The organism is Micromonospora sp. SYSU B005, from assembly GCF_055362685.1.
The window spans coordinates 270,659-295,604 of sequence record NZ_JAXCFU010000004.1; the positions used below are offsets into that span (position 1 = coordinate 270,659).

The following is a 24,946-nucleotide window of genomic DNA, read 5'->3' on the forward strand; positions in this document are numbered from 1 at the left end:
CGGCATGCAGCGGTGGCGGGGGTACGAGGCGGCGCCCGGCGGCTGGGGACGCTCGGTGGTCACCATCGGCGTCTTCGACGGCGTGCACCGGGGGCACCAGGCGACCATCGGGCACGCCGTGGCACGCGCCCGGGAGCTGGGCGTCAAGTCGGTGGTGGTGACGTTCGACCCGCACCCGGCCGAGGTGGTACGCCCCGGCTCGCACCCGGCGGTGCTGACCGAGCCGGCCCGCAAGGCCGAGCTGATCGAGGCGCTCGGCGTGGACGTGCTCTGCGTGGTGCCGTTCACAGTCGAGTTCTCCCGGCTGCCACCCGAGGCGTTCGTGCACGACGTCCTGGTCGCGCACCTGCACGCCGCGCTGGTGGTGGTCGGCGACAACTTCCGGTTCGGGCACCGGGCCGCCGGTGACGTGCCGCTGCTGGAGCGGCTGGGCCGTACCTTCGGGTTCGCGGTCGAGGGCGCGCCGCTGGTCGCCGAGGCGGGGACGGTCTTCTCCTCCACGTACATCAGGTCCTGCGTCGACGCGGGCGACGTGGGCGCGGCGGCGGCGGCGCTCGGCCGCCCGCACCGGGTCGAGGGCGTGGTGGTCCGCGGCGACCAGCGCGGACGTGAGCTGGGTTACCCCACCGCCAACCTGCTGACCCACAGGTACGCGGCGGTGCCCGCCGACGGCGTGTACGCGGCCCGCCTGGTGCGCCGCGACGGCGAACCGCTGGCCGCGGCGGTGTCGATCGGCACCAACCCGACGTTCTCCGGCCGGGAGCGGCGGGTGGAGGCGTACGCGCTGGACTTCAGCGGCGACCTGTACGGCGAACGGCTGGCCCTGGACTTCGTGGCGCACCTGCGTGAGCAGCGGACATACGACGCGATCGAACCGCTGGTGGCCCAGATCGCCGAGGACGTGGAACGCACCCGCCGGGCGGTGCTCTGACCGGCGCGGGGGCACCTTGACCGGCCGTCCGTCCCGAGGGCTGGTAGGCTGACGGAGACGTCGGCTGACCGACGGGGGCCTCGCGTGCCTGCACGACGCCGCGGGTGCGAGGAACCGGTCCGTTGCACCGGTCACCACGACCGCTCCGGACCTCATCGAATGACCCACGAAACAGGGAGAACATGGCGCTCGACCAGGAAGCCAAGGCCAAGATCCGCCAGGAGTACGCCACCGCCGAGGGCGACACCGGCTCGCCCGAGGTGCAGGTCGCGGTCCTGACCAAGCGGATCGCGGAGCTCACCGAGCACCTGAAGGTGCACAAGCACGACCACCACAGCCGCCGTGGGCTGCTGCTGCTGGTCGGCCGGCGCCGCCGGCTGCTGAACTACGTCCAGAAGAAGGACATCAACCGCTACCGGTCGCTCATCGAGCGGCTCGGCCTGCGCCGATGACCTGACGGGGGAGTGGCCGCCTGGCTGCTCCCCCGTTTCCGGTACCACCGAAGAACCCGGCCGCGCGACACCCGAGAGGGAGCCGGTCAGCACCGGTCTCCGGTAGTGGCCCCCGGGAATCCCGGCACGACGCCGGCCGTCCCGGGCGCTTCGATCGAAGACCGGCCGCCTGAGCAGTTCCCGTGTCGTCGGCCGACGACGCGAAGGAGCACCACAGCACATGACCGAGACCAACCTCGGCACCGAATCCCGTACCGCGGTGATCGACAACGGGGCCTTCGGCACCCGCGAGATCACCTTCTCCACCGGCCGCCTGGCCCGCCAGGCTGCCGGCTCCGTCGTCGCCCAGCTCGGCGAGACGGTCGTCCTCTCCGCCACCACCGCCGGCAAGCAGCCGCGCGAGTCGTTCGACTTCTTCCCGCTGACGGTGGACGTCGAGGAGCGGATGTACGCCGCGGGCCGGATCCCCGGCTCGTTCTTCCGCCGCGAGGGCCGGCCCAGCGAGGACGCGATCCTCACCTGCCGGCTGATCGACCGGCCGCTGCGCCCGTCGTTCGTCAAGGGCCTGCGCAACGAGGTCCAGGTCGTCGAGACCGTCCTGGCGCTCGACCCGCAGCACCCGTACGACGTGGTGGCGATCAACGCCGCGTCGATGTCGACCAAGCTCTCCGGCCTGCCGTTCTCCGGCCCGATCGGCGCGACCCGGGTCGCGCACGTCGACGGCCAGTGGGTCGCCTTCCCGACCCTGGAGGAGCTGGAGCGGGCCACCTTCGACATGGTCGTGGCCGGCCGCACCCTGCCGGACGGCGAGGTCGCGATCATGATGGTCGAGGCCGAGGCCACCCCGAACGCGGTGGCCCTGATCTCGGGCGGCGCGACCGCGCCGACCGAGGAGATCGTGGCCAGCGGCCTGGAGGCCGCCAAGCCGGCCATCCGCGAGCTGTGCCGGGCGCAGAGCGAGCTGGCCGAGGTGGCCGCCAAGCCGGTCAGCGAGTTCCCGGTGTTCCTGGACTACCAGGACGACGTGTACGACGCGGTGGCCGACGTGGCCCGCGCCGACGTCACCGAGGCGCTGAAGATCGCCGGCAAGGCCGACCGCGAGGAGGCCCTGGACCGGATCAAGGCCAAGGTCGCCGAGGAGCTGACCGGCCGGTTCGAGGGCCGCGAGAAGGAGCTGTCCGCCGCGTTCCGCTCGCTGACCAAGTCCGAGGTCCGCAACCGGGTGCTGCGCGAGCAGGTCCGCATCGACGGCCGCGGCCCGCGTGACATCCGCCCGCTGACCGCCGAGGTCGGCGTGCTGCCGCGGGTGCACGGCTCGGCGCTGTTCGAGCGCGGCGAGACCCAGATCCTGGGCGTCACCACGCTGAACATGCTGCGCATGGAGCAGATGGTGGACACGCTGTCCCCGGAGAACCGCAAGCGCTACATGCACAACTACAACTTCCCGCCGTACTCGACCGGTGAGACCGGCCGGGTCGGCTCGCCGAAGCGGCGCGAGATCGGCCACGGCGCGCTCGCCGAGCGGGCGCTGATCCCGGTGCTGCCCTCGCGCGAGGAGTTCCCGTACGCCATCCGGCAGGTCTCCGAGGCGCTCGGCTCCAACGGCTCCACCTCGATGGGTTCGGTCTGCGCCTCGACGCTGGGCCTGCTCTCGGCCGGTGTGCCGCTGAAGGCGCCGGTCGCCGGCATCGCCATGGGCCTCATCTCCGACGAGGTCGACGGCAAGACCCAGTACGTGACGCTGACCGACATCCTCGGTGCCGAGGACGCGTTCGGCGACATGGACTTCAAGGTCGCCGGCACCCGTGACTTCGTCACCGCGCTCCAGCTCGACACCAAGCTGGACGGCATCCCGTCGGACGTGCTGGCCGCCGCGCTCCAGCAGGCGCACGAGGCCCGGCAGACCATCCTCGACGTGATGCAGCGGGCCATCGAGGCGCCGGCCGAGATGTCGGACTACGCCCCGCGGGTGACCACCGTCAAGATCCCGGTCGACAAGATCGGCATGGTGATCGGCCCGAAGGGCCAGACCATCAACGCGATCCAGGACGAGACCGGCGCCGAGATCTCCATCGAGGACGACGGCACGATCTACGTCGGCGCCACAAACGGCCCGTCCGCCCAGGCCGCAGTCGACCGGATCAACGGGATCGCCAACCCGACGCTGCCCAAGGCCGGCGAGCGGTTCCTCGGCACCGTGGTGAAGACCGCCGCGTTCGGCGCCTTCATCTCGCTGCTGCCGGGCCGCGACGGCCTGCTGCACATCTCCAAGGTGGGCGACGGCAAGCGGGTCGAGAAGGTCGAGGACTACCTCAACGTCGGCGACAAGGTCGAGGTGGAGATCGCGGACATCGACGCCCGCGGCAAGATCTACCTGGACAAGGTCCGCCCGGAGGGCGCCGAGGCACCGGCCGCCGCCGAGGGTGGCGACCGTCCGTCCGGCCGTGACCGCGGCGGCGACCGCGGCCCGCGTGACCGGGGTGACCGGGAGCGCCGCTCCGAGGGTGGCGAGCGCCGCTCCGAGGGTGGCGAGGGCGGCGGCGAGTCCCGTCCGCGCCGCCGGACCCGGCACAGCTGATCCACCGACCGGCCCGGGTGACGTCCGCGTCACCCGGGCCGGCCCACGGCTCCAGGTCGCCTGCGCGAGCTGGAGCCGTCGTACGTCCCGCCGTTCCTCGTCATCCGGAGAGCAGGTTTCTCGTGAGTTCGTCAGGCGCCTCGACGGGACGGGGGGTGGCGCCGGCCGGCTCGGCGGCCCGCGCGGTCACCCGTACGCTCAGCGACGACCCGCTCGGCGGCACCGTCCGCCGTACCGTGCTGCCCAGCGGGCTGCGGGTGCTCACCGAGGCGATCCCGGCGATGCGCAGCGTGTCGTTCGGCATCTGGGTGGCGGTCGGCTCGCGCGACGAGACCGGCACGCAGGCCGGCGCCGCGCACTTCCTGGAGCACCTGCTGTTCAAGGGCACCAACAAGCGCAGCGCGCTGGAGATCTCGGCGCAGATCGAGGCCGTGGGCGGCGAGACCAACGCCTTCACCACGAAGGAATACACCTGCTACTACGCGCGGGTGCTGGACGAGGACCTGCCGCTGGCCATCGACGTCATGTGCGACCTGGTCGCCGACTCGGTGCTGGCCCCCGCCGACGTGGAGACCGAACGCGGCGTCATCCTCGAAGAGATCGCCATGCACGACGACGAGCCCGGCGACGAGGTGCACGACCTGTTCGCCCGCGCCGTCTACGGCGACCACCCGCTGGGCCGGCTCATCTCCGGCACTGAGGAGACGGTCACGCCGATGACCCGGCGGCAGATCCAGGGCTTCTACCGCCGCCGCTACACCGCGCCGCAGATCGTGATCGCCGCCGCCGGGAACCTCGACCATGCCGCAGTGGTCAAGCTGGTCCGGCAGGCGCTGCGCGGCACCCCGCTGGACACCGACCCGGCGTCGCCCGCGCCGCACCGGTCGGCCACCCCGGCGGTACGCACCAAGCCGGCCACCACGCTCGTCGAGCCGAAGGAGACCGAGCAGGCGCACGTCATCCTCGGCTGCCCGGGGATCGACCGCACCGACGACCGGCGGTTCGCCCTCGGCGTGCTGAACAACGTGCTCGGCGGTGGCATGTCCAGCCGGCTGTTCCAGGAGATCCGGGAGCAGCGCGGCCTGGCGTACTCGGTCTACTCGTACGCCAGCCAGTACGCCGACAGCGGCGTGTTCGCCGTCTACGCCGGCTGTGCGCCGGGCAAGGTGGACGAGGTGCTGGACCTGACCCGCGCGGAGATGGCGCGGGTGGCCGCCGAGGGGATCACCGAGGCGGAGCTGGCCCGGGGCAAGGGGATGAGCAAGGGCTCGTTCGTGCTCGGGCTGGAGGACACCGGCTCGCGGATGAGCCGGCTCGCCAAGGGCGAGCTGCTCTACGGCAACCTGATGCCGGTGGACGACCTGCTGTCCCGGGTGGACGCGGTGACGCTCGACGACGTGAACGCGCTCGCCGCCGACCTGCTCGGCCGGCCGATGTCGCTGGCCGTGGTCGGCCCGTTCGACTCCGGCAGTTTCGCGGCCACGAGCTGAGCGGCCCACCGGTCCGCCGGATCCCGTGCCGGGCGCTGGGATAGGTTGTGGGCCGTGACTGAGCAGCAGAAGACGGCGGCCCGGGTCGGTGTGCTGGGTGCCCGGGGCCGGATGGGCATGGAGGTCTGCAAGGCGGTCGACTCCGCCGCCGACCTGGAGCTGGTCGCGGCAGTCGACCAGGGCGACGACCTGGACGCGGTGGCCCAGGCGGGCGCCGGGGTGGTCGTCGACTTCACCACCCCCGACGCGGTCATGGACAACCTGCGCTGGTGCGTCGAGAACGGCGTGCACGCGGTGGTGGGCACCACCGGCTTCACCGAGCAGCGGCTCGCCGAGGTGCGCGGCTGGCTCGCCGACCGGCCCGGCGTGGGCGTGGTGATCGCCCCCAACTTCGGCATCGGCGCGGTGCTGATGATGCAGTTCGCGGCGCGCGCCGCCCGCTACTTCGAGTCGGTCGAGATCGTCGAGCAGCACCACCCGCGCAAGCTGGACGCGCCGAGCGGCACCGCCACCCACACGGCCCGGCTGATCGCCGCGGCCCGCGCCGAGGCCGGTCTGGGGCCCGCGCCGGACGCCACCCGCGACGAGGTGGCCGGCGCCCGCGGTGCCGACATCGACGGGGTACGGGTGCACGCGGTACGCGCCACCGGCCTGGTCGCCCACCAGGAGGTGCTGTTCGGCACCACGGGTGAGACGCTCACCATCCGGCACGACTCGTACGACCGGGTGTCGTTCATGCCCGGCGTGCTGCTCGCGGTCCGTGAGGTGGGCCGCCGGCCCGGGCTGACGGTCGGCCTGGACGCCCTGCTCGACTGACCCGCCGCGGTGTGCCCCCGGCCTGCTGCGGGAAACCGTTTTGCCTGGTCGGGGGCGTCGACCTAGGCTGCTTTTCATGATCGATTCCGGACACTCCGACCGCACCGGCCGCCGGGTGACGCTGCGCCCGGTGGACGACGACAACTGGCGGGCCGTGGCGGACGTCGCGCCGCACGACGACCAGCGGGCCTTCGTGGCCGCGCTCGCCGCCCGCTACCTGCTTCTCACCGAACGCTCGGACGTCTGGAACTCGCTTGCCGTGTACGCCGACGAGACGGTCGTGGGCCACGTCATGTGGGGCGTGGACGACGACGAGTCGCGCTGGATCGGCGGCATGGTGATCGACGCCGCCGAGCAGGGCCGGGGCCTGGGCCGCGCCACGGTGCGGACGCTCGCGGACCGGCTCGCCGAGGCGGGCCAGCCGATCCGTCTCAGCTACCACCCCGACAACAAGCCCGCCGCCGCCCTCTACACGTCCCTGGGCTTCCACCCCACAGGCGCGATGGAGGACGACGAACTGGTAGCCGAACTCCTCCCCCCGGCCTGACCCTCACCCCCGGGCTTGCCCCCGGTCGATCATGAGGTTGGCGGCCTTTTCGATCTCCCCGACTGCCGCCAACTTCATGATCGACGGGGTGGGGCGGTGGGGTGGGCGGCGGGTGGGGTGGCGGTCCTGCCCCGTGCCGGGACCGCCGGCCCACCCACGCGAGGGTGGACCGGCGAGACGAGCGGAACTCATCGCTGCGGCGGAAGATTTTCCTCCGGGACCGCCACGTGGAAGCGGAGCTGGGGGACGAGCATGTCGTCCACGTCCAGCGCGCGGGTCGCGCCGTCCGGCTCCCAGCCGGTCGAGCCGAGGAACTTCCGGGTCGCCGCGTCGGCGTCGAACGTCCACGCCACCGCCCGGGTCAGCCCGTCGGACCGCCAGTGGTCGACAGCCGCGGCGAGCAGCCGGCTGCCGTGCCCGCGCCGCCCCCACCGGGGCTCGACCAGCAGGTCCGTCACCGCCGCGACGCCCGAGCCGAGCGCCTCGGCCGGCTCGTCCGGGGCGAGCGCGTCGGCGTCGGCCGGACCGGAGGCGACGAACCCCACCAGATAGGATTGCGCCGCCTGTTCGACGGCGACCAGCACCCGGTGCGCGCCCGAGGGCGGCTCCTGCACCGCCGCACTCCACCGCCGCGCGAGGTACGCCTCGTCGAGGTTGTCGAGCACGTGCCGGGGCAGGATCCGGCGGTACGCGACCCGCCAGGTCGCGAGCTGGATGCGTGCGATCTCGCCGGCGTCCTCGGGACGCGCGGGCCGGACGTAGCCTGCAGCCATGGCACGTGAGCCTACGCAGGGCGAGGAGGGTGACGGTGGCGCAGGGTGCCGGGCGGGCGGTCGCGCAGGTCGTCGCCGTGGTGGCGCTCGCCGCGGCGGTCACCGTGTTCCTCTCCGTGGCGGCGGTGCGGCACGGCTTCTTCGACCTGCAGGTCTACTACGGCGCGCTGACGTACTGGGCGCGTGACGGCGGGGAGATCTACGACTTCCTGCGCCCCGGCACGCAGTACGGCTTCACCTACCCGCCGTTCGCCGCGCTGGTGATGCTGCCGATGGCGTACCTGCCGTGGGGCGCGGCGATCGTGGTGAGCGTGACCGCGACGGTGCTGGCGAGCGCCGTGGTGATCTGGCGGCTGCTGGACCCGGTGGCCCGCCGGTCCGGCTGGACGCGCTGGTTCGCGCTCGCTGTCGCGCTGTGCCTGGCCGCCGCGTACGAGCCGATGCGCGAGACGGTCAACTTCGGCCAGGTCAACATGCTGCTGCTGTTCCTGGTGGCGGTGGACCTGCTGTGGCTGCTGCCGGCGCGCAGCCGCTGGGCGGGCGTGGGCATCGGCCTGGCCACCGCGATCAAGCTGACGCCCGGCATCTTCATCGTCTACCTGCTGGTCACCGGCCGCTGGCGGGCCGCGCTGACCACAGTCGGCACGGCCGCCGTCGCCACGCTCGTGGCCGCCGGGCTTTTCCCCGACGCCTCCCGGGAGTTCTGGACCGAGGCGCTGTGGAACACCGACCGGGTCGGTGAGCTGGCGTTCGTCTCCAACCAGTCGCTGCGCGGGGTGGTGGCCCGGCTCGACCCGCAGCACCCCAGCACGATCGCCTGGCTGGCGCTCGTACTCCTGACGCTCGTGGTGTGGGCGTGGCGGTCGCGGGCGGCGGTGGCCGCCGGCGACGAGGCCACCGGCCTGGCCCTCACCGGCGCCGTGATGTGCCTGGTCAGCCCGGTGACCTGGGTGCACCACCTGGTCTGGCTGCTGCCCGGGTTGATCCTGCTCGTGGACAACGGCATGACGGCGCCCGCGCGCAGCCGGCGGCGCCGTCTGCTGCTGGCCGCCGCGTTGATCGGGTACGCGCTGCTGTGCAGCCGGATCGTCTGGTCCTGGGAGAAGGACTTCTCCGGCGTGGACGGGTTCCTCGGCAGCAACACGTACGTGTGGATCAGCCTGGCGCTGCTGCTCGGGCTGCCGGTCCGGCGCTGGCTCACGCCGGCGGACGGCGCTCGTCCCGGCGACGGCGTCCCGGCCGGGTCAGCCTCCGGTGATGTACCGCAGCTCGCGGAGCAGGATCGGGGTGCGCCCGCCGGAGAGCGGCACCGGGTAGGTGGACTCCTCGCCGTCCGGTAGGTGCCCGGCCCGTTCGTAGAAGCGGCGGGCACGGGCGTTGTCGGCGAGCACCCAGAGCCGGTAGGTGGTCCAGCCCCGCTCGGCCAGGCCGTCGCGGGCCGCCGCGAGCAGCGTCCGCGCGGCGCCTGAGCCCCAGTGCGCGGGCTCCAGGTAGATCGCCAGCAGCTCGCCGTGCGCCGGGTCGAGGTCGCCGCGGTCCTGGTTGTTCCGGTACGGCCCGAACGTGGTGAACCCGACGATCGTGCCGCCGTCCTCGGCGACGAGCGTGGTGAACGGGTGCTCCGGGTCGGCGGTGCCGAGGTCGCGGCGGCGCTGTGCCCAGGCGCGCGGGTTCAGCCGGCCCAGCACCTCCTCGGGCATGATCCCGGCGTACCCGGCCTGCCAGCCGTGGACGTGCACCCGGGCGATCGCCTCGGCGTCGTCCGGTTCCTCCCGGCGAATGGTGAGCACCTGTCCGTTCTATGCCCCGACGGGCGATCGGTCCAGCCGCCGCTCCCGGTGTCGTACCGCTGGATTAGGGTCGCCGGCGATGGCCGTACCGGAATCGCTCTCCCTCGCCCAGGCCCGCCGGATCGCCCTGGCCGCCCAGGGCTTCGCCGACCCGGCGCCTTCAGGCGTGCCCACCCGCCGCCACCTGCGCCGGGTGCTCGACCGGGTCGGGCTGATCCAGATGGACTCGGTGAACGTGCTTCAGCGGGCGCACTACCTGCCGCTCTACAGCCGGCTCGGGCCCTACCCGACCGCGCTCCTGGACACCGCCGCCTACCGCCGCCCGCGTGAGCTGTTCGAATACTGGGCGCACGAGGCGTCACTGGTGCCGGTGGGGCTGCACCCGGCGTTGCGCTGGCGGATGGCCAAGGCCCGCGACGAGGCGTGGGGCGGGATGCGCCGGATCGCCGAGGAGCAGCCCGAGCTGGTCGCCTGGGTCCGTGACGAGGTGGCCGCCCGAGGGCCGCTGACCGCGGCCGAGATCGAGCACGACGCCCCACGGGAGACCGGCAACTGGGGCTGGAACTGGTCGGCCGTGAAACGGGCGCTGGAGTTCCTGTTCTGGGCCGGCGAGGTCACCGCCGCCGACCGCACCAACTCGTTCGCCCGCCGCTACGACCTGCCCGAGCGGGTGCTCCCGGCCGCCGTGCTGGACGCGCCCACCCCGACCGACGCCGAGGCGCACCGGTCGCTGGTGTCGATCGCCGCCCGCGCGCTCGGCGTCGCCGCCGAGCCGGAGCTGCGCGACTACTTCCGGCTCCCGGTCGCCGGGGCGCGGCGGGCGGTGGCCGAACTGGTCGAGGCGGGCGAGCTGACCCCGGTCACGGTGCAGGGCTGGCGGCACCCCGCCTACCTGCACGCCGAGGCGCGGCTGCCCCGCTGGGTCCGCGGCAACACGCTGGTCAGCCCGTTCGACCCGCTGGTCTGGGAGCGGGCGCGCACCGAGCGGCTGTTCGGCTTCACCTACCGGATCGAGATCTACGTGCCGGCGCCGCAGCGGGTCTACGGCTACTACGTGCTGCCGTTCCGCCAGGGCGAGCGCTTCACCGCCCGGGTCGACCTGAAGGCCGACCGGAAGGCCGGGGCGCTGCTGGTGCCCGCCGCCTGGGTCGAGCCGGGCGCCGACCCGGGGGAGACCGCAGTGGCGCTCGCCGCCGAGCTGTACCGGCTCGCCGGCTGGCTCGGCCTGGACGCGGTCGCCCCGCCCGCCGCCGGAGACCTGGCAGGGCCGCTGGCCGCCGCGCTGGTGGGCGTGGCCGGTGTACGGTGAGCGCGTGACGAGCGTTGACCGGCCTGCCACCGCGCCCGACCCGCACACCGAGCCGCACCCGCACGGGCACGTGAAGCCGGAGTCCGGGCCGCAGGGCGAGGCGCACGCTTACGCGTACGCCGGGCAGCCTTCGCACGCCGAGACGCACGCGCACGCCGGTCCGCACGCTCCCGCCGGAGCACCCGGAGCACCCGGAGCACCCGGAGCGCCCGGAGCGCCGTGGCCGGGTTACCCGGCGGCGTACCAGCCGGTCGAGAGCGACCGGCTCACCCGGCTGGTGATGCGCCTGCACGCCCGCGCCCCGCGCTGGGCGGTGCCGCTCGCAGCGCTCGGCTGCGTCGGCCTCGGCATCGCGTACGCGCTGGTCAGCGACCCGACCCGCAGCGACCCGGACGCCGCGCCGACCTGCCTGCTCAAGCTGACCACGGGGCTGGACTGCCCGGGCTGCGGCGGCACCCGCGCGCTCTGGTACGTGCTGCACGGCGACCTGCCCGCCGCAGCCCGGCACCACTTCCTGTTCGTCTTCGCGCTGCCGTTCCTGACCTGGCTCTTCGTGGCCTGGGCCGGCAACCGGGCGTTCGGCTGGAAGCTGCCCGAGGCCCAGTTCAGCCCCAAGGTCATCGGCGTGTTCCTGGCCGCCTGGGGGGTCTTCTCGGTGGTCCGCAACCTACCGTGGGCCCCCTTCACCTCGCTCTACGTCTAACCGGAGCCCAGCCCTCGCGAGATCTTGGTACGAAACGGCCCCCAGAGGGGCGCTTTCCTACCAAGATCTCCTTCGGGGGCCGATCGCCGAGCCGGCGGTGCGGCCGCGTGGCCGATTTCCACGGCGGGGGGCGGGCCCACTACAGTCGCAGGAATGCCGGAGATGGTTCAGCCCCAGGTCAAGTTGATCGCGTGGACCCAGTTCCAGGCACCCGAAGAGGTGCCCTGGTCCACCGACGCCGACGGTGGGCAGGCGCTCGCCGAGTTCGCCGGCCGGGCCTGCTATCAGAGCTGGAAGAAGCCGAACCCGGCCACCGCCACCAACGCCGGTTACCTGGCGCACATCCTGGAGGTCGGTCACCTGAGCGTGCTGGAGCACGGCTCGGTGAGCTTCTACTTCAGCGGCGTCTCCCGCTCGTTCACGCACGAGCTGATCCGGCACCGGCACTTCTCCTACTCGCAGCTCTCCCAGCGCTACGTGCCCGAGCGGGACGCCGCGATGGTCGAGCCGTCGGTGATCGCCGACGACCCGGAGCTGCACAAGAAGTTCGTCGAGGCCACCGACGCGGCGGTGCGGGCGTACACCGAGTTGCTGGAGGGGCTGGAGGCCCGCTTCACCGACGAGCCCAACCCGACGCTGCGCCGCAAGCAGGCCCGCCAGGCGGCCCGGGCGGTGCTGCCGAACGCCACCGAGACGCGGATCGTGGTGACCGGCAACTACCGGGCCTGGCGCCACTTCGTGAAGATGCGCGCCACCGAGCACGCCGACGTGGAGATCCGCGAGCTGGCGGTGGAGTGCCTGCGCCAGCTCAAGGGCGTCGCGCCGAACGTCTTCGCCGACTTCGAGATCTCCACCCTGCCCGACGGCACCGAGGTGGCAGCGTCGCCGCACGCCGAGTGACTCGTCGCCCTTCGCCGCCGGGCCACCGGCGGCCGTCCGCTAGGTTGTGAGCATGACGCACGACCACTCCGCCGCCCCGAGCCGGGGCGCGTCGCGCCCGTTCGGGCGAGTGATGACGGCCATGGTGACCCCGTTCACGCCGGACGGCGGCCTGGATCTCGACGGCGCCGCCCGGCTGGCCGAATACCTCGTCGACGAGCAGGGCAACGACGCGCTGGTCCTCAACGGCACCACCGGTGAGTCCCCGACCACCACGGAGGCGGAGAAGGAGTCGCTGATCCGCACCGTGGTCGAGGCGGTCGGCGACCGGGCCCGCATCGTCGCCGGGGTGGGCACCAACGACACCCGGCACACCGTCGAGCTGGCCACACAGGCCGAGAAGGCCGGTGCGCACGGCCTGCTGGTGGTCACGCCGTACTACAACAAGCCACCGCAGGCCGGCCTGCTGCGGCACTTCACCACCGTCGCGGACGCCACCGGCCTGCCGGTCATGCTCTACGACATCCCGCACCGCGCGGGCGTGGCGATCGCCACCGAGACGCTCGTGAAGCTGGCCGAGCACGGCCGGATCGTCGCGGTGAAGGACGCCAAGGGCGACCTGTTCGCCACCGCGGAGGTGCTCGCCCGCACCGACCTGGCCTACTACAGCGGCGAGGACGCGCTCACCCTGCCGATGCTGTCGATCGGCGCGGTCGGCGTGGTCGGCACCTCCACCCACTTCACCGGCGCGCTGACCAAGCAGATGATCGAGGCGTTCGAGGCGGGCGACAACGCCCGGGCGCTCGCCCTGCACCGGCAGTTGCTGCCGCTCTACACCGGCATCTTCCGCACCCAGGGCACGATCCTGGTCAAGGCCGGCCTGGGGGCGCAGGGTCGCCCGGCCGGCCCGGTGCGGCCGCCGCTCGTCGACGCCACCGGTGACGAACTGGCCCAGCTGCGCGCCGACTGCGCCGCGGCGGGCCTGCCCCTGCCCGAATGAATCAACGACACGACGGACGCCGCGCGACGGCGTCGCAGAATGAGGTGACGCGTGACCGAGGCGCACATCGAGGGTGAACTGCCCCCGCCGCTGCCCGAGGGCGGCCTGCGGATCATCCCGCTCGGCGGACTCGGCGCCATCGGCCGGAACATGACCGTCTTCGAGTACGACGGCAAGCTGCTGATCGTCGACTGCGGGGTGCTGTTCCCCGACGTCGAGCAGCCGGGCGTGGACCTGATCCTGCCCGACTTCGGCCCGATCCTGGACCGGCTGGCCGACGTGCAGGCGATCGTGCTCACGCACGGCCATGAGGACCACATCGGCGCGGTGCCGTACCTGCTCGCGCACAAGCCGGACATTCCGCTCGTCGGCTCGCAGTTCACGCTCGCGCTCGTCGAGGCGAAGCTGGCCGAGCGGCGGATCCAGCCGTACACGCTGACCGTGCGGGAGGGCGGCCGGGAACGGCTGGGCCCGTTCGAGTGCGAGTTCTTCGCGGTGAACCACTCGATCCCGGACGCGCTGGCGGTGGCCATCCGTACGCCGGCCGGCCTGGTGCTGCACACCGGCGACTTCAAGATGGACCAGCTTCCGCTCGACGGGCGGATCACCGACCTGGCCGGGTTCGCCCGGCTCGGCGCCGAGGGCGTCGACCTGCTGCTGTCCGACTCGACGAACGCGGAGATCCCCGGGTTCGTCACGCCGGAGAAGGAGATCGGCCCGGTCCTCGACTCGATCTTCGCGAAGGCCAAGGGGCGGATCATCGTCGCCTCGTTCGCCTCGCACGTGCACCGGGTGCAGCAGGTCTTCGACTCGGCCGTGGAGCACGGCCGCAAGGTGGCGCTGATCGGCCGGTCCATGGTCCGCAACATGGGCATCGCCCGCGACCTGGGCCTGCTGAACATCCCGGCCGGCCTGGTGGTCGGGATCGAGGAGGCCACGAACCTGCCGCCCGAGCAGATCGTGCTGATGTCCACCGGTTCGCAGGGTGAGCCGATGAGCGCGCTGGGCCGGATGGCCAGCGGCGACCACCGGCACATCACCATCGCGCCGGGCGACACGGTGGTGCTGGCGTCCTCGCTGGTGCCCGGCAACGAGACCTCGGTCTACCGGGTGATCAACCGGCTGGCCCGGGCCGGCGCGGTGGTGGTGCACAAGGACGTCGCGAAGGTGCACGTCTCCGGCCACGCCCCGGCCGGCGAGCTGCTCTACCTGCTCAACGTCGTACGCCCGAGCAACCTGATGCCGGTGCACGGCGAGTGGCGGCACCTGCGGGCGCACGCCCGGCTCGGCATCGAGTCCGGCGTCGCGCCGGACCGGGTCGTGCTCTGCGAGGACGGCGACGTGGTCGACCTAATCGAGGGCCGCGCCAGCCTGGTCGGGCGGGTCAAGAGCCGGTACGTCTACGTCGACGGTCTCGCCGTCGGTGACGTCAGCGAGTCGCTGCTCACCGAGCGCCGGATCCTCGGCGACGGCGGGTTCATCGCGACGACCGTGGTGGTCGACTCGGTCACCGGCAAGGTGGTCGCCGGGCCGACCGTCTCGGCGAAGGGCTTCTCCGAGGACCCGGAGGCGTTCAACCCGGTGGTCCCGCTGGTCACCGAGGCGCTGAACCGGGCCGCCGCGGACGGCATCACCGACCCGCACCAGCTCCAGCAGATCGTCCGCCGCACGGTGGGCCGCTGGGTCAACGACGCGTACCGTCGCCGGCCCATGATCGTCCCGACCGTCGTCGAGGTCTGACCCGACCGCGCCGCGCGCCGGTCCACCGTCCGCGGTGGGCCGGCGCCGTCGCTTTCCGGGTACGCCCCGACACGGCGCGTCGAAACGTGCCGCCGGTACTCATCCGATCGGCGTCCGTCTCCGTACCTCCCGGTGGCCGGCGTGCCCCTGCGCCGGTCGGGAGGAGCGTGGCGGATGGACCGCAGACGGATGACAGTCATCGGCGTACTGGTGGCGGCGGCCGGGTTGACGGCGGCGGTGACCGTACCGTCGTTCGCCGGTGAGGAACCCCGGCGGGCCGCGCCGGCGGCCGACGGCGTCGCGCCGGAGGTCCTCGACGCGATGGGCCGCGACCTTGCGCTGACCCGCGACCAGGCGGCGAAGCGGCTGCGGACCGAGCGGTGGGCGGCCGGCACCGTCACCCGGCTGCGCGGTGAGCTCGGCGCCGGCTACGGGGGCAGCTGGCTCAGCGCGGACGGCGCCACGCTCACCGTGGCGGTGGCCGACCCGGCCGGCGAGGCGCGGGTACGGGCGGCGGGCGCGGTCCCGAAGCGGGTGGCCCGCGGCGTCGCCGAGCTGGACGCGGTGAAGTCCCGGCTGGACGCGGCGGGCGCCGACGCCAGCCCGGACGTGGCCGGCTGGTACGTCGACGTGGCAGACAACGCGGTGGTCGTGATCGCCCGGCCGGGCGCGGAAGCCGACGGTCGCCGGCTCGCCGCCGCCGCGGGGTCGAAGGCCGGGATGGTCCGGGTGCGTACCGCCGACGAGGCCCCGCGTCCGCTGTTTGACGTGCGGGGCGGCGACGCCTACCTGATCAACAACGCGGGCCGCTGCTCGGTGGGCTTCTCCGTGGTCGGCGGGTTCGTCACCGCCGGGCACTGCGGCCGGCCGGGGGACCGCACCACCGGGTCCAACCGGGTCGCCCAGGGCACGTTCGCCGCGTCCTCGTTCCCCGGTGACGACTGGGCGTTCGTGCGGGTGAACGCCGACTGGACGCCGCAGGGCGTGGTGACCGACTTCGCCGACGGCGGCACGGTGGCGGTGAACGGCTCCACCGAGGCGCCGGTGGGCGCGTCGATCTGCCGGTCCGGCTCCACCACCGGCACCCGCTGCGGCCTGATCCAGGCGAAGAACGCCACAGTCAACTACCCGGAGGGCACCGTCACCGGGCTGACCCGGACGAACGTCTGCGCCGAGCCGGGTGACTCCGGCGGCGCGTGGCTCTCCGGCGACCAGGCGCAGGGCGTCACGTCCGGCGGATCCGGCGACTGCACCCGGGGCGGCACCACGTTCTTCCAGCCGGTCAACGAGATCCTCCAGCGCAACAACCTGACGCTCGTCACCGCCGGCGACCAGCCCGCGCCCACGCAGCCGCCGGCGGGCGGCGGCGAGACCACCCCGCCCGCGACCGCCCAGCCCACCCCGCCAGCCGGCGACACCGAGTGCTCCGGGCAGGTGAGCCGGACCGGCCGGATCGCCGCCGGACGGACCCAGATCCAGCCGGACGGGCGCTTCTACCGGGTGCCCGACGGCACCCAGGAGGCGTGCCTGTCCGCGCCGGACGGCGCCCGGATGGTGCTGGAGCTGCAACGCTTCACCGGCGGCGCCTTCCGCACCGTGGCCCGCGCGGCCACCGCCGACGGCACGGCCCGCCTGACCGCCGAGACGTCGGCCGGTGCCTACCGGTACCGCGTCGTCGGGTTGTCCGGCTCCGGCGAGTACACGCTGGCGTTCTCCGCCCGCTGACCGCCGCACCCAGACCGCGGCCCTCGACCACCACCGCCCGGTGGCCGGGGGCCGCGCCGCGTCCGCGGCACTGTCGGTCGGTGCGGCGGCTCAGGGCAGCGCGGCGACCGCTTCGGCGTACGCGGTGCCGGTGCGGACCGCGGCGGCCACCAGCACCGCGAGCTGCGCCGGGGCCACCCCGCAGGACAGGTCGGTGGAGACGCCCGCAGCCAGCACCAGCGTCCCGTCGCCGGGCTCGTGCACGTACGCGGCGGGCAGCAGCCGGTCGTGGTTCCAGGCGTTGCAGAACGCGTACGCCTCGGCGCGCCGCCCGGCCGGCAGCCGCCGCTGCGCCACCACCCGGGCGTGCAGCACGTCGCCGTCCCGGCCGAGCAGGCGGAACTGGATCGTGGCCTCGCCCCACCGCCCGGCGAGCGTGCCGTCCGGCTCCACCGCGTACGGCTCGCCCCGGGCGTCGAGCGCGGCGGCGAGCAGCGCCGCGTCCAGCGGTGCCGGTTCCTCCGGCCCGGGCAGCAGGGGTTCGGCCGGATCATCGGCGTCCGGCTCCTCGTCGAACTCGCTCTCGGCAGCCAGCGACACCGGCGCGGCGAGCGGCCGCTCGGCCAGCCAGGAGGCGATCCGGCCGGACTGGTGCCCGGTGCCGTTGCGGGCGTCGAAGCTGCCGGCGAGCGCCGTCGCCAGCGCCTGCAACTGCGTACCCAGCGTCGCCACGTCCACCTCGGCCGCCGGCCGGGAACCGTGCCCGGGGCGGTGGATGCGCCGCCCGCCCAGCCCGGCCTCGGCGGCCAGCGCGCACAGCAGCGCGCCCGCTGCCGCGAACTCCATGGCGGACAGGTCGTCGGCCGGGCGGTCCAGTTCGGGCAGCTGCTCGGTGAGGATCTCCAGCCCACGATGCAGGTAGCCGCCCAGCGCGCAGAAGCGCAGGTGCGCTGCGAGCAGCGGGAACGCCGTCTTCTCGCCGCGGTGCCGGCGGTACGCGTACACGTGCGCCCGGGCGGCCCGCGTCACCGCGCCGGTACGCAGCCACGGCAGCAGCCCCACGGCGAGCGCCCGTTCCGGCTGGTCGGTGCAGGCCGTCGCGCCGGCCGCTGCCGCCTGCCGCTCGCCGCGCCGGGTCGGTGGCGCCTGCGGCTCGACCCAGCCGGTCAGCGCCGGCGCCAGCGCCGCCAGTGCCGCGTCCGGCTCGCCCCAGCCGGCCAGCAGGTCGGCCCGCCGGGCCGGGGCGCACCCCGCACAGCCGGCCACCGGGTCGGTCTCGTCCGCCGCCGACCAGCGCTCGTACGCCCGCCGGGCGGCCGGCTCGTCACCGAGGTGGTCGGCGAGCCGGCAGCGCAGCTCCGCCACCGGCGCCGCGTCCTCGCCCAGTTCCCCGGCGAGCGCGCCCAACAGGGACCGGGCCTGGTCCAGGCCCACCCGGGGCGTGCCGAACGACGCCTCCACCGCCTGCCGCTGATGCCGGCGCAACCGGGTCAGCTCGTCCGGGCTGGCGTCCAGCAGCCCGGGGTGCCCGTCCAGCGTGGCCCGCATCCGCCGGACCGGCTCCACCGCCCGCCACCGCTCGCCCCGGTGCAGGTACGCCTCGACCAGCGCGAACCGCGCCGACACCGCGGTACGCGGATCGCCGGTGGCGTCCGCCCGGGACGCGATCCGCTCCAGCTCGGCGCAGCGCTCCGCGCCGTCGGGCCGGTCCCGGGCGTCGGCGAGAGCGGCGGCCAGCCCCCTGTCGCGTGCCGTGGTCACCGGAGCGTCCCGCCGGCCAGCTCGTCGACGGCGGCGGCGAGCTGGCACCCGGTGGTCACGCCACAGTCGACGAGCCGGTCGAGCTGGTGCGGCGTCACCCCGCGTTCCAGGTCGGTGGTGACCTCGCCGCACACCTGGGCCGACCCGTCGTCGGCGACGTGCACGTACGCCTTCGGCCAGAGCCGGTCGTGGTTCCACGTGTTGCAGAACGCGTGCAGCTCGGGCACGCGCTCGATGCCGAAGTGGTCCGCGACGACGGTGCGGACCTGGAGCAGCTCACCGGCCGCGCCCCGGCGGTGGAACCAGATCAGGTTCCGCTCCCAGCGGCCCACCAGCGCGCCGTCGGGTTCCTCGGCCACCGCGTACCCCCGGTGGGCGAGCACGGCGGCGATCAGCTCGCCGGTCAGCGGGCGCAGTTCCTGCGGGTGTCCGGCCAGCGGACCGTCCGGACCGTCCTCGATCTCCGGCGACGCCATCGGGCATCCCTTCTGAGGCGAATAACACAAACGACGGTCCGACCCGTGCTGCGACGCGCGGACACGACCCGGAAAAGCGGCGATCCACCGGGTGCCGCCGTTACCGTGACTCTATGGCGGGCCGTACCTCTCAGGCGAGCCGGCGGCGCGGCGCGTCGCCGCGTGGCACCACGAACAACCGCGCCCGGCAACCGGCGAAGAAGGCGGCGGCGCGGAAGCCGGCGCGGCGGCGACCGGCTCCCGGGCCGAGCCCGGCCGCGTTCGTCGGCCGGGCGGTCGGCGCCGTCTGGATGGGACTGGCCCACACGGTCGGCTGGACGTTCCGGGCCGCCGGGCGGCAGGCCGCGTCCACCCGGGAGCTGGATCCGGAGCACCGCCGCGACGGCGCCGGGCTGCTGCTGTTCGGCCTGGCCATCCTCAGCGCGGTGGGCATCTGGGGCGGCGGGGCCGGGCCGGTGGGCCGGCACCTGGCCGACACCGTACGGCTGTTCATCGGTGCCATCTCGATAATCCTTCCGGTGCTGTTCATGGTCGGCGCGTGGCGGCTGATGCGGACCCCGGCCGATCCCGAGCACCGCGGTCGCGGCCTGGTCGGCTGGGGCTCGATGATGCTGGCGACCGCCGCGATGCTGCACATCGGGCAGAACCCGGTCGACGAGGTCCAGCGTGACTTCGCGGGTGGCCTGATCGGCGCCGGCGTGGGTGACCTGCTGAAGTCGGCGGTGACCGCCTGGGTGGCCATGCCGCTGCTGCTCCTGCTGCTGGTGTTCGGCCTGCTCGTGGTCACCGCGACGCCGATCAACAAGATCCCGGAGCGGCTCGGCCTGCGCGCCGACCCGGCCGGGGCGGACGCCGACGAGGAGTTCGCCGAGGACGAGGCGCCGGCGAAGCCGGCCCGCAAGCGGCCCGCGAAGCGGATGCCGCCGCCGCTGGAGCCCTTGGACCCGGACGACGAGCTGGCGGGCGTCGACCTCCAGGAGACGCTGGTGCTGCCGCGCAAGCCGCCCAAGGTGCCGGCGAACCGCAAGCCGGTCGAGCCGCCGGAGCACTCGCCGCTGCCCACCCGCGCCGAGCAGCTCGCGCTGACCGGGCTGGCCGGCGACTACACGCTGCCGCCGGCGAACCTGCTCGGCAGCGGCGCCAAGCCGAAGAGCCGCAGCAAGGCAAACGACGAGGTGATCGCGGCGCTCACCGGCGTCTTCGAGCAGTTCGACGTGGACGCCGCCGTCACCGGCTTCACCCGCGGCCCGACAGTCACCCGGTACGAGGTGGAGCTGGGCCCGGGCGTCAAGGTCGAGCGGATCACCCAGCTGTCCCGCAACATCGCGTACGCGGTGAAGTCGCCGGACGTGCGCATCCTCAGCCCGATCCCGGGCAAGAGCGCGGTCGGTGTGGAGATCCCGAACACCGACCCGGAGAACGTGTCGCTCGGCGACGTGCTGCGCTCGCGCGAGGCGACGAGCGACCACCACCCGATGGTGGTGGCGCTCGGCAAGGACATCGAGGGCGGCTACGTGGTCGCAAACCTCGCGAAGATGCCGCACATCCTGATCGCGGGCGCGACCGGCGCGGGCAAGTCGTCCTGCCTCAACTCGCTGCTGGTGTCGATCCTGACCCGTGCGACGCCGGACGAGGTGCGGCTGCTGCTGATCGACCCGAAGCGGGTCGAGATGACCGGCTACGAGGGCATCCCGCACCTGGTCACGCCCATCGTGACCAACCCGAAGAAGGCGGCCGACTCGCTGGAGTGGGTCGTCCGCGAGATGGACATGCGCTACGACGACCTCGCCGCCAACGGGGTCCGGCACATCGACGACTTCAACCGCAAGGTGCGCAACGGCGAGATCAAGGCGCCGCCGGGCAGCGAGCGGGAGATGCGGCCGTACCCGTACCTGCTGGTGATCGTGGACGAGCTGGCCGACCTGATGATGGTCGCGCCGCGCGACGTGGAGGACTCCATCGTCCGGATCACTCAGCTCGCCCGGGCCGCCGGCATCCACCTGGTGCTCGCGACCCAGCGGCCCTCGGTCGACGTGGTCACCGGCCTGATCAAGGCGAACGTGCCGTCCCGGCTCGCGTTCGCCACCTCCTCCCTCGCCGACTCCCGGGTCATCCTGGACCAGCCGGGCGCGGAGAAGCTGCTCGGCCGCGGCGACGGCCTGTTCCTGCCGATGGGCGCGTCGAAGCCGCAGCGCATCCAGGGCGCCTGGGTCACCGAGCGCGAGATCGCCGACGTGGTGAAGTTCTGCAAGGACCAGCGCGAGCCGGAGTTCCGCCCGGACGTGCTCGCCCCGGCGCAGGACAGCAAGAAGAAGATCGACGAGGACATCGGCGACGACCTGGACCTGCTCGTGCAGGCGGTCGAGCTGGTGGTCACCTCGCAGTTCGGGTCGACCTCGATGCTCCAGCGTAAGTTGCGGGTCGGCTTCGCCAAGGCGGGCCGGCTGATGGACCTGATGGAGACCCGGGGCGTGGTCGGCCCGTCGGAGGGCTCCAAGGCCCGCGACGTGCTGGTCAAGCCGGACGAGCTGGAGGAGGTCCTGGCCGGCCTGCGCGGCGGCGAGGACTGACGGCCCCGCAACGGACGACGGCGGCCCCACCCGAGGGTGGTGGCCGCCGTCGGCGGTTCCGGGTCAGCTGAGCAGCGCGGCGTTGATCGCGATGCCGATCACCGCGCCGACCACGCTGGCGGCGGCGGCGTACCAGCCCAGCGGCTTGTCGCCGAGGACGGCGCCGACGACCCCGAGGATCACCCCGAGGACACCGAAGATGAGCGGGGACACGAAGACCGCCAGGGCCGCGAACACGAAGCCGACGATGGTGCAGATCCGGGCGGCGTTGGTGCGCGGACGGGCGGGGGCGTGGATGTCGGCCATGGGGGTTCCTCCGTGAGTGATGTCGCTACCGGTCAACGGAAGATCCGGTACCCCGGGCGCCGCACCGTCCAGACCGGATGCGGCATCGATCAGGCGAACAACTTCAGTCCGATCACACCGGCCACCACCAGCAGCAGGCACGCCACGCGCGGCAGGTTGACCGGCTCGCCGAGCGCGAGCATCCCGACCAACGCGGTACCCACAGCACCGATGCCGACCCACACCGCGTAGCCGGTGCCGACCGGGATGTCGCGCAGCGCGTACGCCAGGCCGCCCATGCTCGCCACCAGGGTGACGGCGAAGACGGCGGAGGGGAGCGGACGGGTGAAGCCGGCGCTGCGATCAAGCGCGATCGCCCACGCGGTCTCCAGGAGTCCGGAGATCACCAGCACGATCCAGGCCATGGGACATCACCTCTGACGGGCGGGCCCGGCGCGGAGCGGGCCGGGCGACGGTTGGGTCACGCGGGGCGTCTTGGCCTGACCGGGTACGCCCACCACTCGTCCGGGACGGCCCGGGGGCCGTCGTGGCCGACGGTAGCACCGGGCGGGCCGGACCGGCGGCGGGGTGAGAAAGCCCACCATGGGTGGAGTTGACGTCAACTTCAAGTTGCAGGATGGATGCCATGACCCTGCTCTTCTCCGACGACGACGTCGCGGCCGCCGTGGACGCCCCGCTCACCGTCGCGGCCATGCGCGACGCGCTGCTGGCCGCGCACGCCGGGCGGCTCATCGCCCCGCCCCGGGCGTCCGCGCCGCTGGGCGGGGGCCGGATGGTGCTCACCGCCGGGCACCTCACCGGGCAGTGGTACGGCTTCCGCTCGTACGACACGTTCGGCCACCCGGAGAGCGGTCAGCTCGTCGTGCTGCACGACGCGACCACCGGCGCGGTACGCGCCATCGCCGTCGGCGAGGAACTCGGCTCCCGGCGTACCGGAGGACTCGGTGGCGTGGCGGTGGACGCCCTGGCCCGCGCGGACGCCGCCACCCTCGGCGTGGTGGGGTCCGGGCGGCAGGCGTGGACCCAGGTCTGGGCCGCGGCGGCGGTCCGGCCGCTGCGCGAGGTGACGGTGTTCAGCCGCTCGGCGGCCCGGCGGGACGCGTTCGCCGCGCGGGTCCGCGCCGAGCTGGGCGTGCCGGCCCGCGCCGTCGGCTCGGCCGCCGCCGCGGTACGCGACCGCGCCATCGTGGTGCTCGCCACCACCAGCACCGTCCCGGTGCTCGACGCCGCCGACCTGGCCCCCGGCACCCACGTCAACACGGTCGGCTTCAAGCAGGTCGACCGGCACGAGTTCGGCCCGGACCTGCTCGACGCCGCCGACCTGCTGGTCACCGACTCACCCGGGCAGGCCGCCGCGTACGTCCCGCCGATGCTCGCCGCCGTCGAGCCGTACGCCGGGCGGCTGCGCGACCTGGGCGCGGTGCTGGCCGGCGCGGTTCCCGGCCGGACCACCGCGGACCAGATCTCGGTCTTCTGCTCCACCGGCCTGGCCGGCACGGAGGTGTTCCTCCTCGATCGGCTGGCCCGGGTGGCCGTGTCCGCGCGCTGACCCTGGCCGGACGGGTGCGCGGCGCACCGGAACCGGCCCGGTACCCTCGGATGGTGTCTGCCTCCTCCTCCACCCCGCGATCCGACGGGCGCCGCGTCGCCCTGCTGACCCTCGGCTGCGCCCGTAACGAGGTCGACTCGGAGGAACTGGCCGCCCGGCTGCACGCCGACGGATGGCAGGTCACCACCGACGGCGAAGGCGCCGACGTGGTGGTGGTGAACACCTGCGGGTTCGTCGAGAAGGCCAAGCAGGACTCGATCCAGACGCTGCTGGCCGCCGCCGACACCGGCGCCAAGGTCGTCGCCGCCGGGTGCATGGCCGAGCGGTACGGCCGTGAGCTGGCCGACAGCCTCCCCGAGGCGCAGGCGGTGCTGAGCTTCGACGACTACCCGGACATCGCCGCCCGCCTCGACTCGGTGCTGGCCGGCGAGGCGATCGGCGCGCACACCCCCCGCGACCGGCGGGAACTGCTGCCGCTGACCCCGGTGAAACGCCGCGACGCGGCGGTGTCGCTACCCGGGCACGGCACCCCGGCCCGGGTCGCACCGGAGACCGACGCGCACACCCCGGCCCACCTGCGGCAGGTGCTGCGGCACCGGCTCGACACCGGCCCGGTGGCGTCGCTGAAGCTCGCCAGCGGCTGCGACCGACGCTGCGCCTTCTGCGCCATCCCGGCCTTCCGCGGCGCATTCGTCTCGCGTACCCCGGACGAGCTGCTCGCCGAGGCCGAGTGGCTGGCCAAGACCGGCGTCCGGGAGCTGGTGCTGGTCAGTGAGAACTCCACCTCGTACGGCAAGGACCTGGGCGACCCCCGCGCGCTGGAGAAGCTGCTGCCGCAGCTCGCCGCGATCGACGGGATCGTGCGGGTCCGCGCCAGCTACCTCCAGCCCGCCGAGACCCGGCCCGGCCTGGTCGAGGTGATCGCCACCACACCGGGCGTGGCCGCGTACTTCGACCTGTCGTTCCAGCACTCCAGCGAGCCGGTGCTGCGCCGGATGCGGCGCTTCGGCTCCACCGACCGGTTCCTGGAACTGCTCGCCTCGGCCCGCGCGCTGGCACCGGACGCGGGCGCGCGCAGCAACTTCATCGTCGGCTTCCCCGGCGAGACGAAGCAGGACGTGGCCGAGCTGGTCCGGTTCCTGACCGAGGCGCGGCTGGACGCGATCGGCATGTTCGACTACAGCGACGAGGACGGCACCGAGGCCGCCGGGCTCACCGGCAAGGTCTCCGCCGCCACGATCAAGCGGCGGTACGACAAGCTCAGCGCGCTGGCCGACGAACTCTGCTCGCAGCGCGCCGAGGAGCGCCTCGGCGCGACGGTGGAGGTGCTCGTGGACTCGATCGCCGACGGCGTGGTGGAGGGGCGGGCCGCCCACCAGGCACCCGAGGTCGACGGCTCGACCACGCTCGTCGCGCCGGTCGGCGGCGGGGTCGATCTGGCCGCGCTGCGCCCCGGTGACCTGGTCCGGGCCACGGTGACGGCGACCGAGGGCGTGGACCTGGTAGCCGTACCGGATGAGATGATCTCGGCGGCGCCCGGCGCGGTACGGTGACGGCGGGCCCTGATGGAGC

Annotated in this window: 22 protein-coding genes and 1 riboswitch; of the genes, 16 read left to right on the plus strand and 6 right to left on the minus strand. The window is 73.8% G+C overall.

The window, feature by feature from the left end; all coding sequences use genetic code 11:
• Nucleotides 1-4: 4 nt before the first annotated feature.
• The 6 genes from SM452_RS12850 (at nt 5) to SM452_RS12875 (ending at nt 6,814) form a co-directional block, all read left to right on the plus strand.
• Nucleotides 5-931, plus strand: a complete 927-nt coding sequence (locus SM452_RS12850) for a bifunctional riboflavin kinase/FAD synthetase (protein ID WP_013284677.1) — start codon at nt 5-7, stop codon at nt 929-931.
• Nucleotides 932-1,113: 182 nt separating this feature from the next.
• Complete coding sequence (rpsO, locus tag SM452_RS12855) at nt 1,114-1,383, plus strand: 30S ribosomal protein S15 (RefSeq protein WP_013284678.1); 270 nt, start codon at nt 1,114-1,116, stop codon at nt 1,381-1,383.
• Nucleotides 1,384-1,603: 220 nt separating this feature from the next.
• The gene (locus tag SM452_RS12860; protein WP_463839976.1) at nt 1,604-3,961 is read left to right on the plus strand and encodes a polyribonucleotide nucleotidyltransferase; all 2,358 of its coding nucleotides are present in this window, start codon (nt 1,604-1,606) and stop codon (nt 3,959-3,961) included.
• Nucleotides 3,962-4,083: 122 nt separating this feature from the next.
• Nucleotides 4,084-5,451: a M16 family metallopeptidase gene (locus SM452_RS12865; RefSeq protein ID WP_396880364.1), complete on the plus strand. Its 1,368-nt coding sequence runs from the start codon at nt 4,084-4,086 to the stop codon at nt 5,449-5,451.
• Nucleotides 5,452-5,505: 54 nt separating this feature from the next.
• A complete protein-coding gene (dapB, locus tag SM452_RS12870; RefSeq protein WP_262013621.1) occupies nt 5,506-6,267 on the plus strand; it encodes a 4-hydroxy-tetrahydrodipicolinate reductase in 762 nt (253 codons plus the stop codon).
• A gap of 76 nt (nt 6,268-6,343) precedes the next feature.
• A complete protein-coding gene (locus SM452_RS12875; protein WP_463839977.1) occupies nt 6,344-6,814 on the plus strand; it encodes a GNAT family N-acetyltransferase in 471 nt (156 codons plus the stop codon).
• Nucleotides 6,815-7,002: 188 nt separating this feature from the next.
• Here the strand turns inward: SM452_RS12875 and SM452_RS12880 are convergent, their stop codons facing one another.
• Nucleotides 7,003-7,587 (minus strand): GNAT family N-acetyltransferase, encoded by a 585-nt coding sequence (locus SM452_RS12880; RefSeq protein ID WP_355506975.1) that lies wholly within the window; start codon nt 7,585-7,587, stop codon nt 7,003-7,005.
• Nucleotides 7,588-7,622: 35 nt separating this feature from the next.
• On the opposite strand from SM452_RS12880, the gene SM452_RS12885 reads away from it, so the two are divergent.
• A complete protein-coding gene (locus SM452_RS12885) occupies nt 7,623-8,927 on the plus strand; it encodes a glycosyltransferase family 87 protein (RefSeq protein ID WP_463839978.1) in 1,305 nt (434 codons plus the stop codon).
• Here the strand turns inward: SM452_RS12885 and SM452_RS12890 are convergent.
• Nucleotides 8,832-9,377, minus strand: a complete 546-nt coding sequence (locus SM452_RS12890; RefSeq protein WP_463839979.1) for an N-acetyltransferase family protein — start codon at nt 9,375-9,377, stop codon at nt 8,832-8,834. The genes SM452_RS12885 and SM452_RS12890 overlap by 96 nt on opposite strands.
• A gap of 79 nt (nt 9,378-9,456) precedes the next feature.
• Here SM452_RS12890 and SM452_RS12895 point away from each other — a divergent pair, with 79 nt between their 5' ends.
• From SM452_RS12895 to SM452_RS12920, 6 genes are all read left to right on the plus strand, one after another.
• Nucleotides 9,457-10,686 carry a winged helix-turn-helix domain-containing protein gene (locus tag SM452_RS12895; RefSeq protein ID WP_262013616.1) on the plus strand — a complete coding sequence of 410 codons (1,230 nt, stop codon included), beginning with the start codon at nt 9,457-9,459 and terminating at the stop codon, nt 10,684-10,686.
• 70 nt (nt 10,687-10,756) lie between these two features.
• Complete coding sequence (locus SM452_RS12900; protein ID WP_463840025.1) at nt 10,757-11,389, plus strand: DUF2752 domain-containing protein; 633 nt, start codon at nt 10,757-10,759, stop codon at nt 11,387-11,389.
• 162 nt (nt 11,390-11,551) lie between these two features.
• The gene (gene thyX / locus SM452_RS12905) at nt 11,552-12,289 is read left to right on the plus strand and encodes an FAD-dependent thymidylate synthase (protein ID WP_026268015.1); all 738 of its coding nucleotides are present in this window, start codon (nt 11,552-11,554) and stop codon (nt 12,287-12,289) included.
• A gap of 52 nt (nt 12,290-12,341) precedes the next feature.
• Entirely contained in the window at nt 12,342-13,268 is a 927-nt protein-coding gene (gene dapA / locus SM452_RS12910; protein ID WP_463839980.1) for a 4-hydroxy-tetrahydrodipicolinate synthase, read from the plus strand.
• A gap of 51 nt (nt 13,269-13,319) precedes the next feature.
• Nucleotides 13,320-15,008 carry a ribonuclease J gene (locus tag SM452_RS12915; protein ID WP_463839981.1) on the plus strand — a complete coding sequence of 563 codons (1,689 nt, stop codon included), beginning with the start codon at nt 13,320-13,322 and terminating at the stop codon, nt 15,006-15,008.
• Nucleotides 15,009-15,182: 174 nt separating this feature from the next.
• Nucleotides 15,183-16,733: a S1 family peptidase gene (locus SM452_RS12920; RefSeq protein WP_355506986.1), complete on the plus strand. Its 1,551-nt coding sequence runs from the start codon at nt 15,183-15,185 to the stop codon at nt 16,731-16,733.
• Between the two features lie 90 nt (nt 16,734-16,823).
• Here the strand turns inward: SM452_RS12920 and SM452_RS12925 are convergent, their stop codons facing one another.
• Nucleotides 16,824-18,473 carry a type III secretion system chaperone family protein gene (locus tag SM452_RS12925; protein WP_463839982.1) on the minus strand — a complete coding sequence of 550 codons (1,650 nt, stop codon included), beginning with the start codon at nt 18,471-18,473 and terminating at the stop codon, nt 16,824-16,826.
• The gene (locus SM452_RS12930) at nt 18,470-18,949 is read right to left on the minus strand and encodes a type III secretion system chaperone family protein (RefSeq protein WP_262013610.1); all 480 of its coding nucleotides are present in this window, start codon (nt 18,947-18,949) and stop codon (nt 18,470-18,472) included. Before SM452_RS12930 ends, SM452_RS12925 begins: the two co-directional genes overlap by 4 nt.
• Nucleotides 18,950-19,062: 113 nt before the next feature.
• Between SM452_RS12930 and SM452_RS12935 the strand changes: the two genes are divergently transcribed.
• Entirely contained in the window at nt 19,063-21,519 is a 2,457-nt protein-coding gene (locus SM452_RS12935) for an FtsK/SpoIIIE family DNA translocase (RefSeq protein ID WP_262013609.1), read from the plus strand.
• A 63-nt stretch (nt 21,520-21,582) separates the two neighbouring features.
• On the opposite strand, the gene SM452_RS12940 is transcribed toward SM452_RS12935, so the two are convergent.
• Nucleotides 21,583-21,825 (minus strand): hypothetical protein, encoded by a 243-nt coding sequence (locus SM452_RS12940; protein WP_355506992.1) that lies wholly within the window; start codon nt 21,823-21,825, stop codon nt 21,583-21,585.
• A gap of 89 nt (nt 21,826-21,914) precedes the next feature.
• A complete protein-coding gene (locus SM452_RS12945; RefSeq protein WP_355506994.1) occupies nt 21,915-22,229 on the minus strand; it encodes a DMT family transporter in 315 nt (104 codons plus the stop codon).
• Nucleotides 22,230-22,288: 59 nt separating this feature from the next.
• Nucleotides 22,289-22,354: riboswitch (guanidine-III (ykkC-III) riboswitch) on the minus strand.
• 96 nt (nt 22,355-22,450) lie between these two features.
• Here SM452_RS12945 and SM452_RS12950 point away from each other — a divergent pair.
• A complete protein-coding gene (locus tag SM452_RS12950) occupies nt 22,451-23,374 on the plus strand; it encodes an ornithine cyclodeaminase family protein (RefSeq protein WP_463839983.1) in 924 nt (307 codons plus the stop codon).
• Between the two features lie 50 nt (nt 23,375-23,424).
• Nucleotides 23,425-24,927 carry a 30S ribosomal protein S12 methylthiotransferase RimO gene (gene rimO / locus SM452_RS12955; RefSeq protein ID WP_262013607.1) on the plus strand — a complete coding sequence of 501 codons (1,503 nt, stop codon included), beginning with the start codon at nt 23,425-23,427 and terminating at the stop codon, nt 24,925-24,927.
• Nucleotides 24,928-24,946 lie beyond the last annotated feature (19 nt).

What these genes read in the sequence shown, in the direction of transcription:
- SM452_RS12850 (WP_013284677.1), top strand. Translation starts at nt 5, where the DNA reads ATGCAGCGGTGGCGGGGGTACGAGGCGGCGCCCGGCGGCTGGGGACGC.
- rpsO (WP_013284678.1), top strand. Translation starts at nt 1,114, where the DNA reads ATGGCGCTCGACCAGGAAGCCAAGGCCAAGATCCGCCAGGAGTACGCC.
- SM452_RS12860 (WP_463839976.1), top strand. Translation starts at nt 1,604, where the DNA reads ATGACCGAGACCAACCTCGGCACCGAATCCCGTACCGCGGTGATCGAC.
- SM452_RS12875 (WP_463839977.1), top strand. Translation starts at nt 6,344, where the DNA reads ATGATCGATTCCGGACACTCCGACCGCACCGGCCGCCGGGTGACGCTG.
- SM452_RS12880 (WP_355506975.1), bottom strand. Translation starts at nt 7,587, where the DNA reads ATGGCTGCAGGCTACGTCCGGCCCGCGCGTCCCGAGGACGCCGGCGAG.
- SM452_RS12895 (WP_262013616.1), top strand. Translation starts at nt 9,457, where the DNA reads ATGGCCGTACCGGAATCGCTCTCCCTCGCCCAGGCCCGCCGGATCGCC.
- thyX (WP_026268015.1), top strand. Translation starts at nt 11,552, where the DNA reads ATGGTTCAGCCCCAGGTCAAGTTGATCGCGTGGACCCAGTTCCAGGCA.
- dapA (WP_463839980.1), top strand. Translation starts at nt 12,342, where the DNA reads ATGACGCACGACCACTCCGCCGCCCCGAGCCGGGGCGCGTCGCGCCCG.
- SM452_RS12920 (WP_355506986.1), top strand. Translation starts at nt 15,183, where the DNA reads ATGGACCGCAGACGGATGACAGTCATCGGCGTACTGGTGGCGGCGGCC.
- SM452_RS12930 (WP_262013610.1), bottom strand. Translation starts at nt 18,949, where the DNA reads ATGGCGTCGCCGGAGATCGAGGACGGTCCGGACGGTCCGCTGGCCGGA.
- SM452_RS12935 (WP_262013609.1), top strand. Translation starts at nt 19,063, where the DNA reads ATGGCGGGCCGTACCTCTCAGGCGAGCCGGCGGCGCGGCGCGTCGCCG.
- SM452_RS12940 (WP_355506992.1), bottom strand. Translation starts at nt 21,825, where the DNA reads ATGGCCGACATCCACGCCCCCGCCCGTCCGCGCACCAACGCCGCCCGG.
- SM452_RS12945 (WP_355506994.1), bottom strand. Translation starts at nt 22,229, where the DNA reads ATGGCCTGGATCGTGCTGGTGATCTCCGGACTCCTGGAGACCGCGTGG.
- SM452_RS12950 (WP_463839983.1), top strand. Translation starts at nt 22,451, where the DNA reads ATGACCCTGCTCTTCTCCGACGACGACGTCGCGGCCGCCGTGGACGCC.
- rimO (WP_262013607.1), top strand. Translation starts at nt 23,425, where the DNA reads ATGGTGTCTGCCTCCTCCTCCACCCCGCGATCCGACGGGCGCCGCGTC.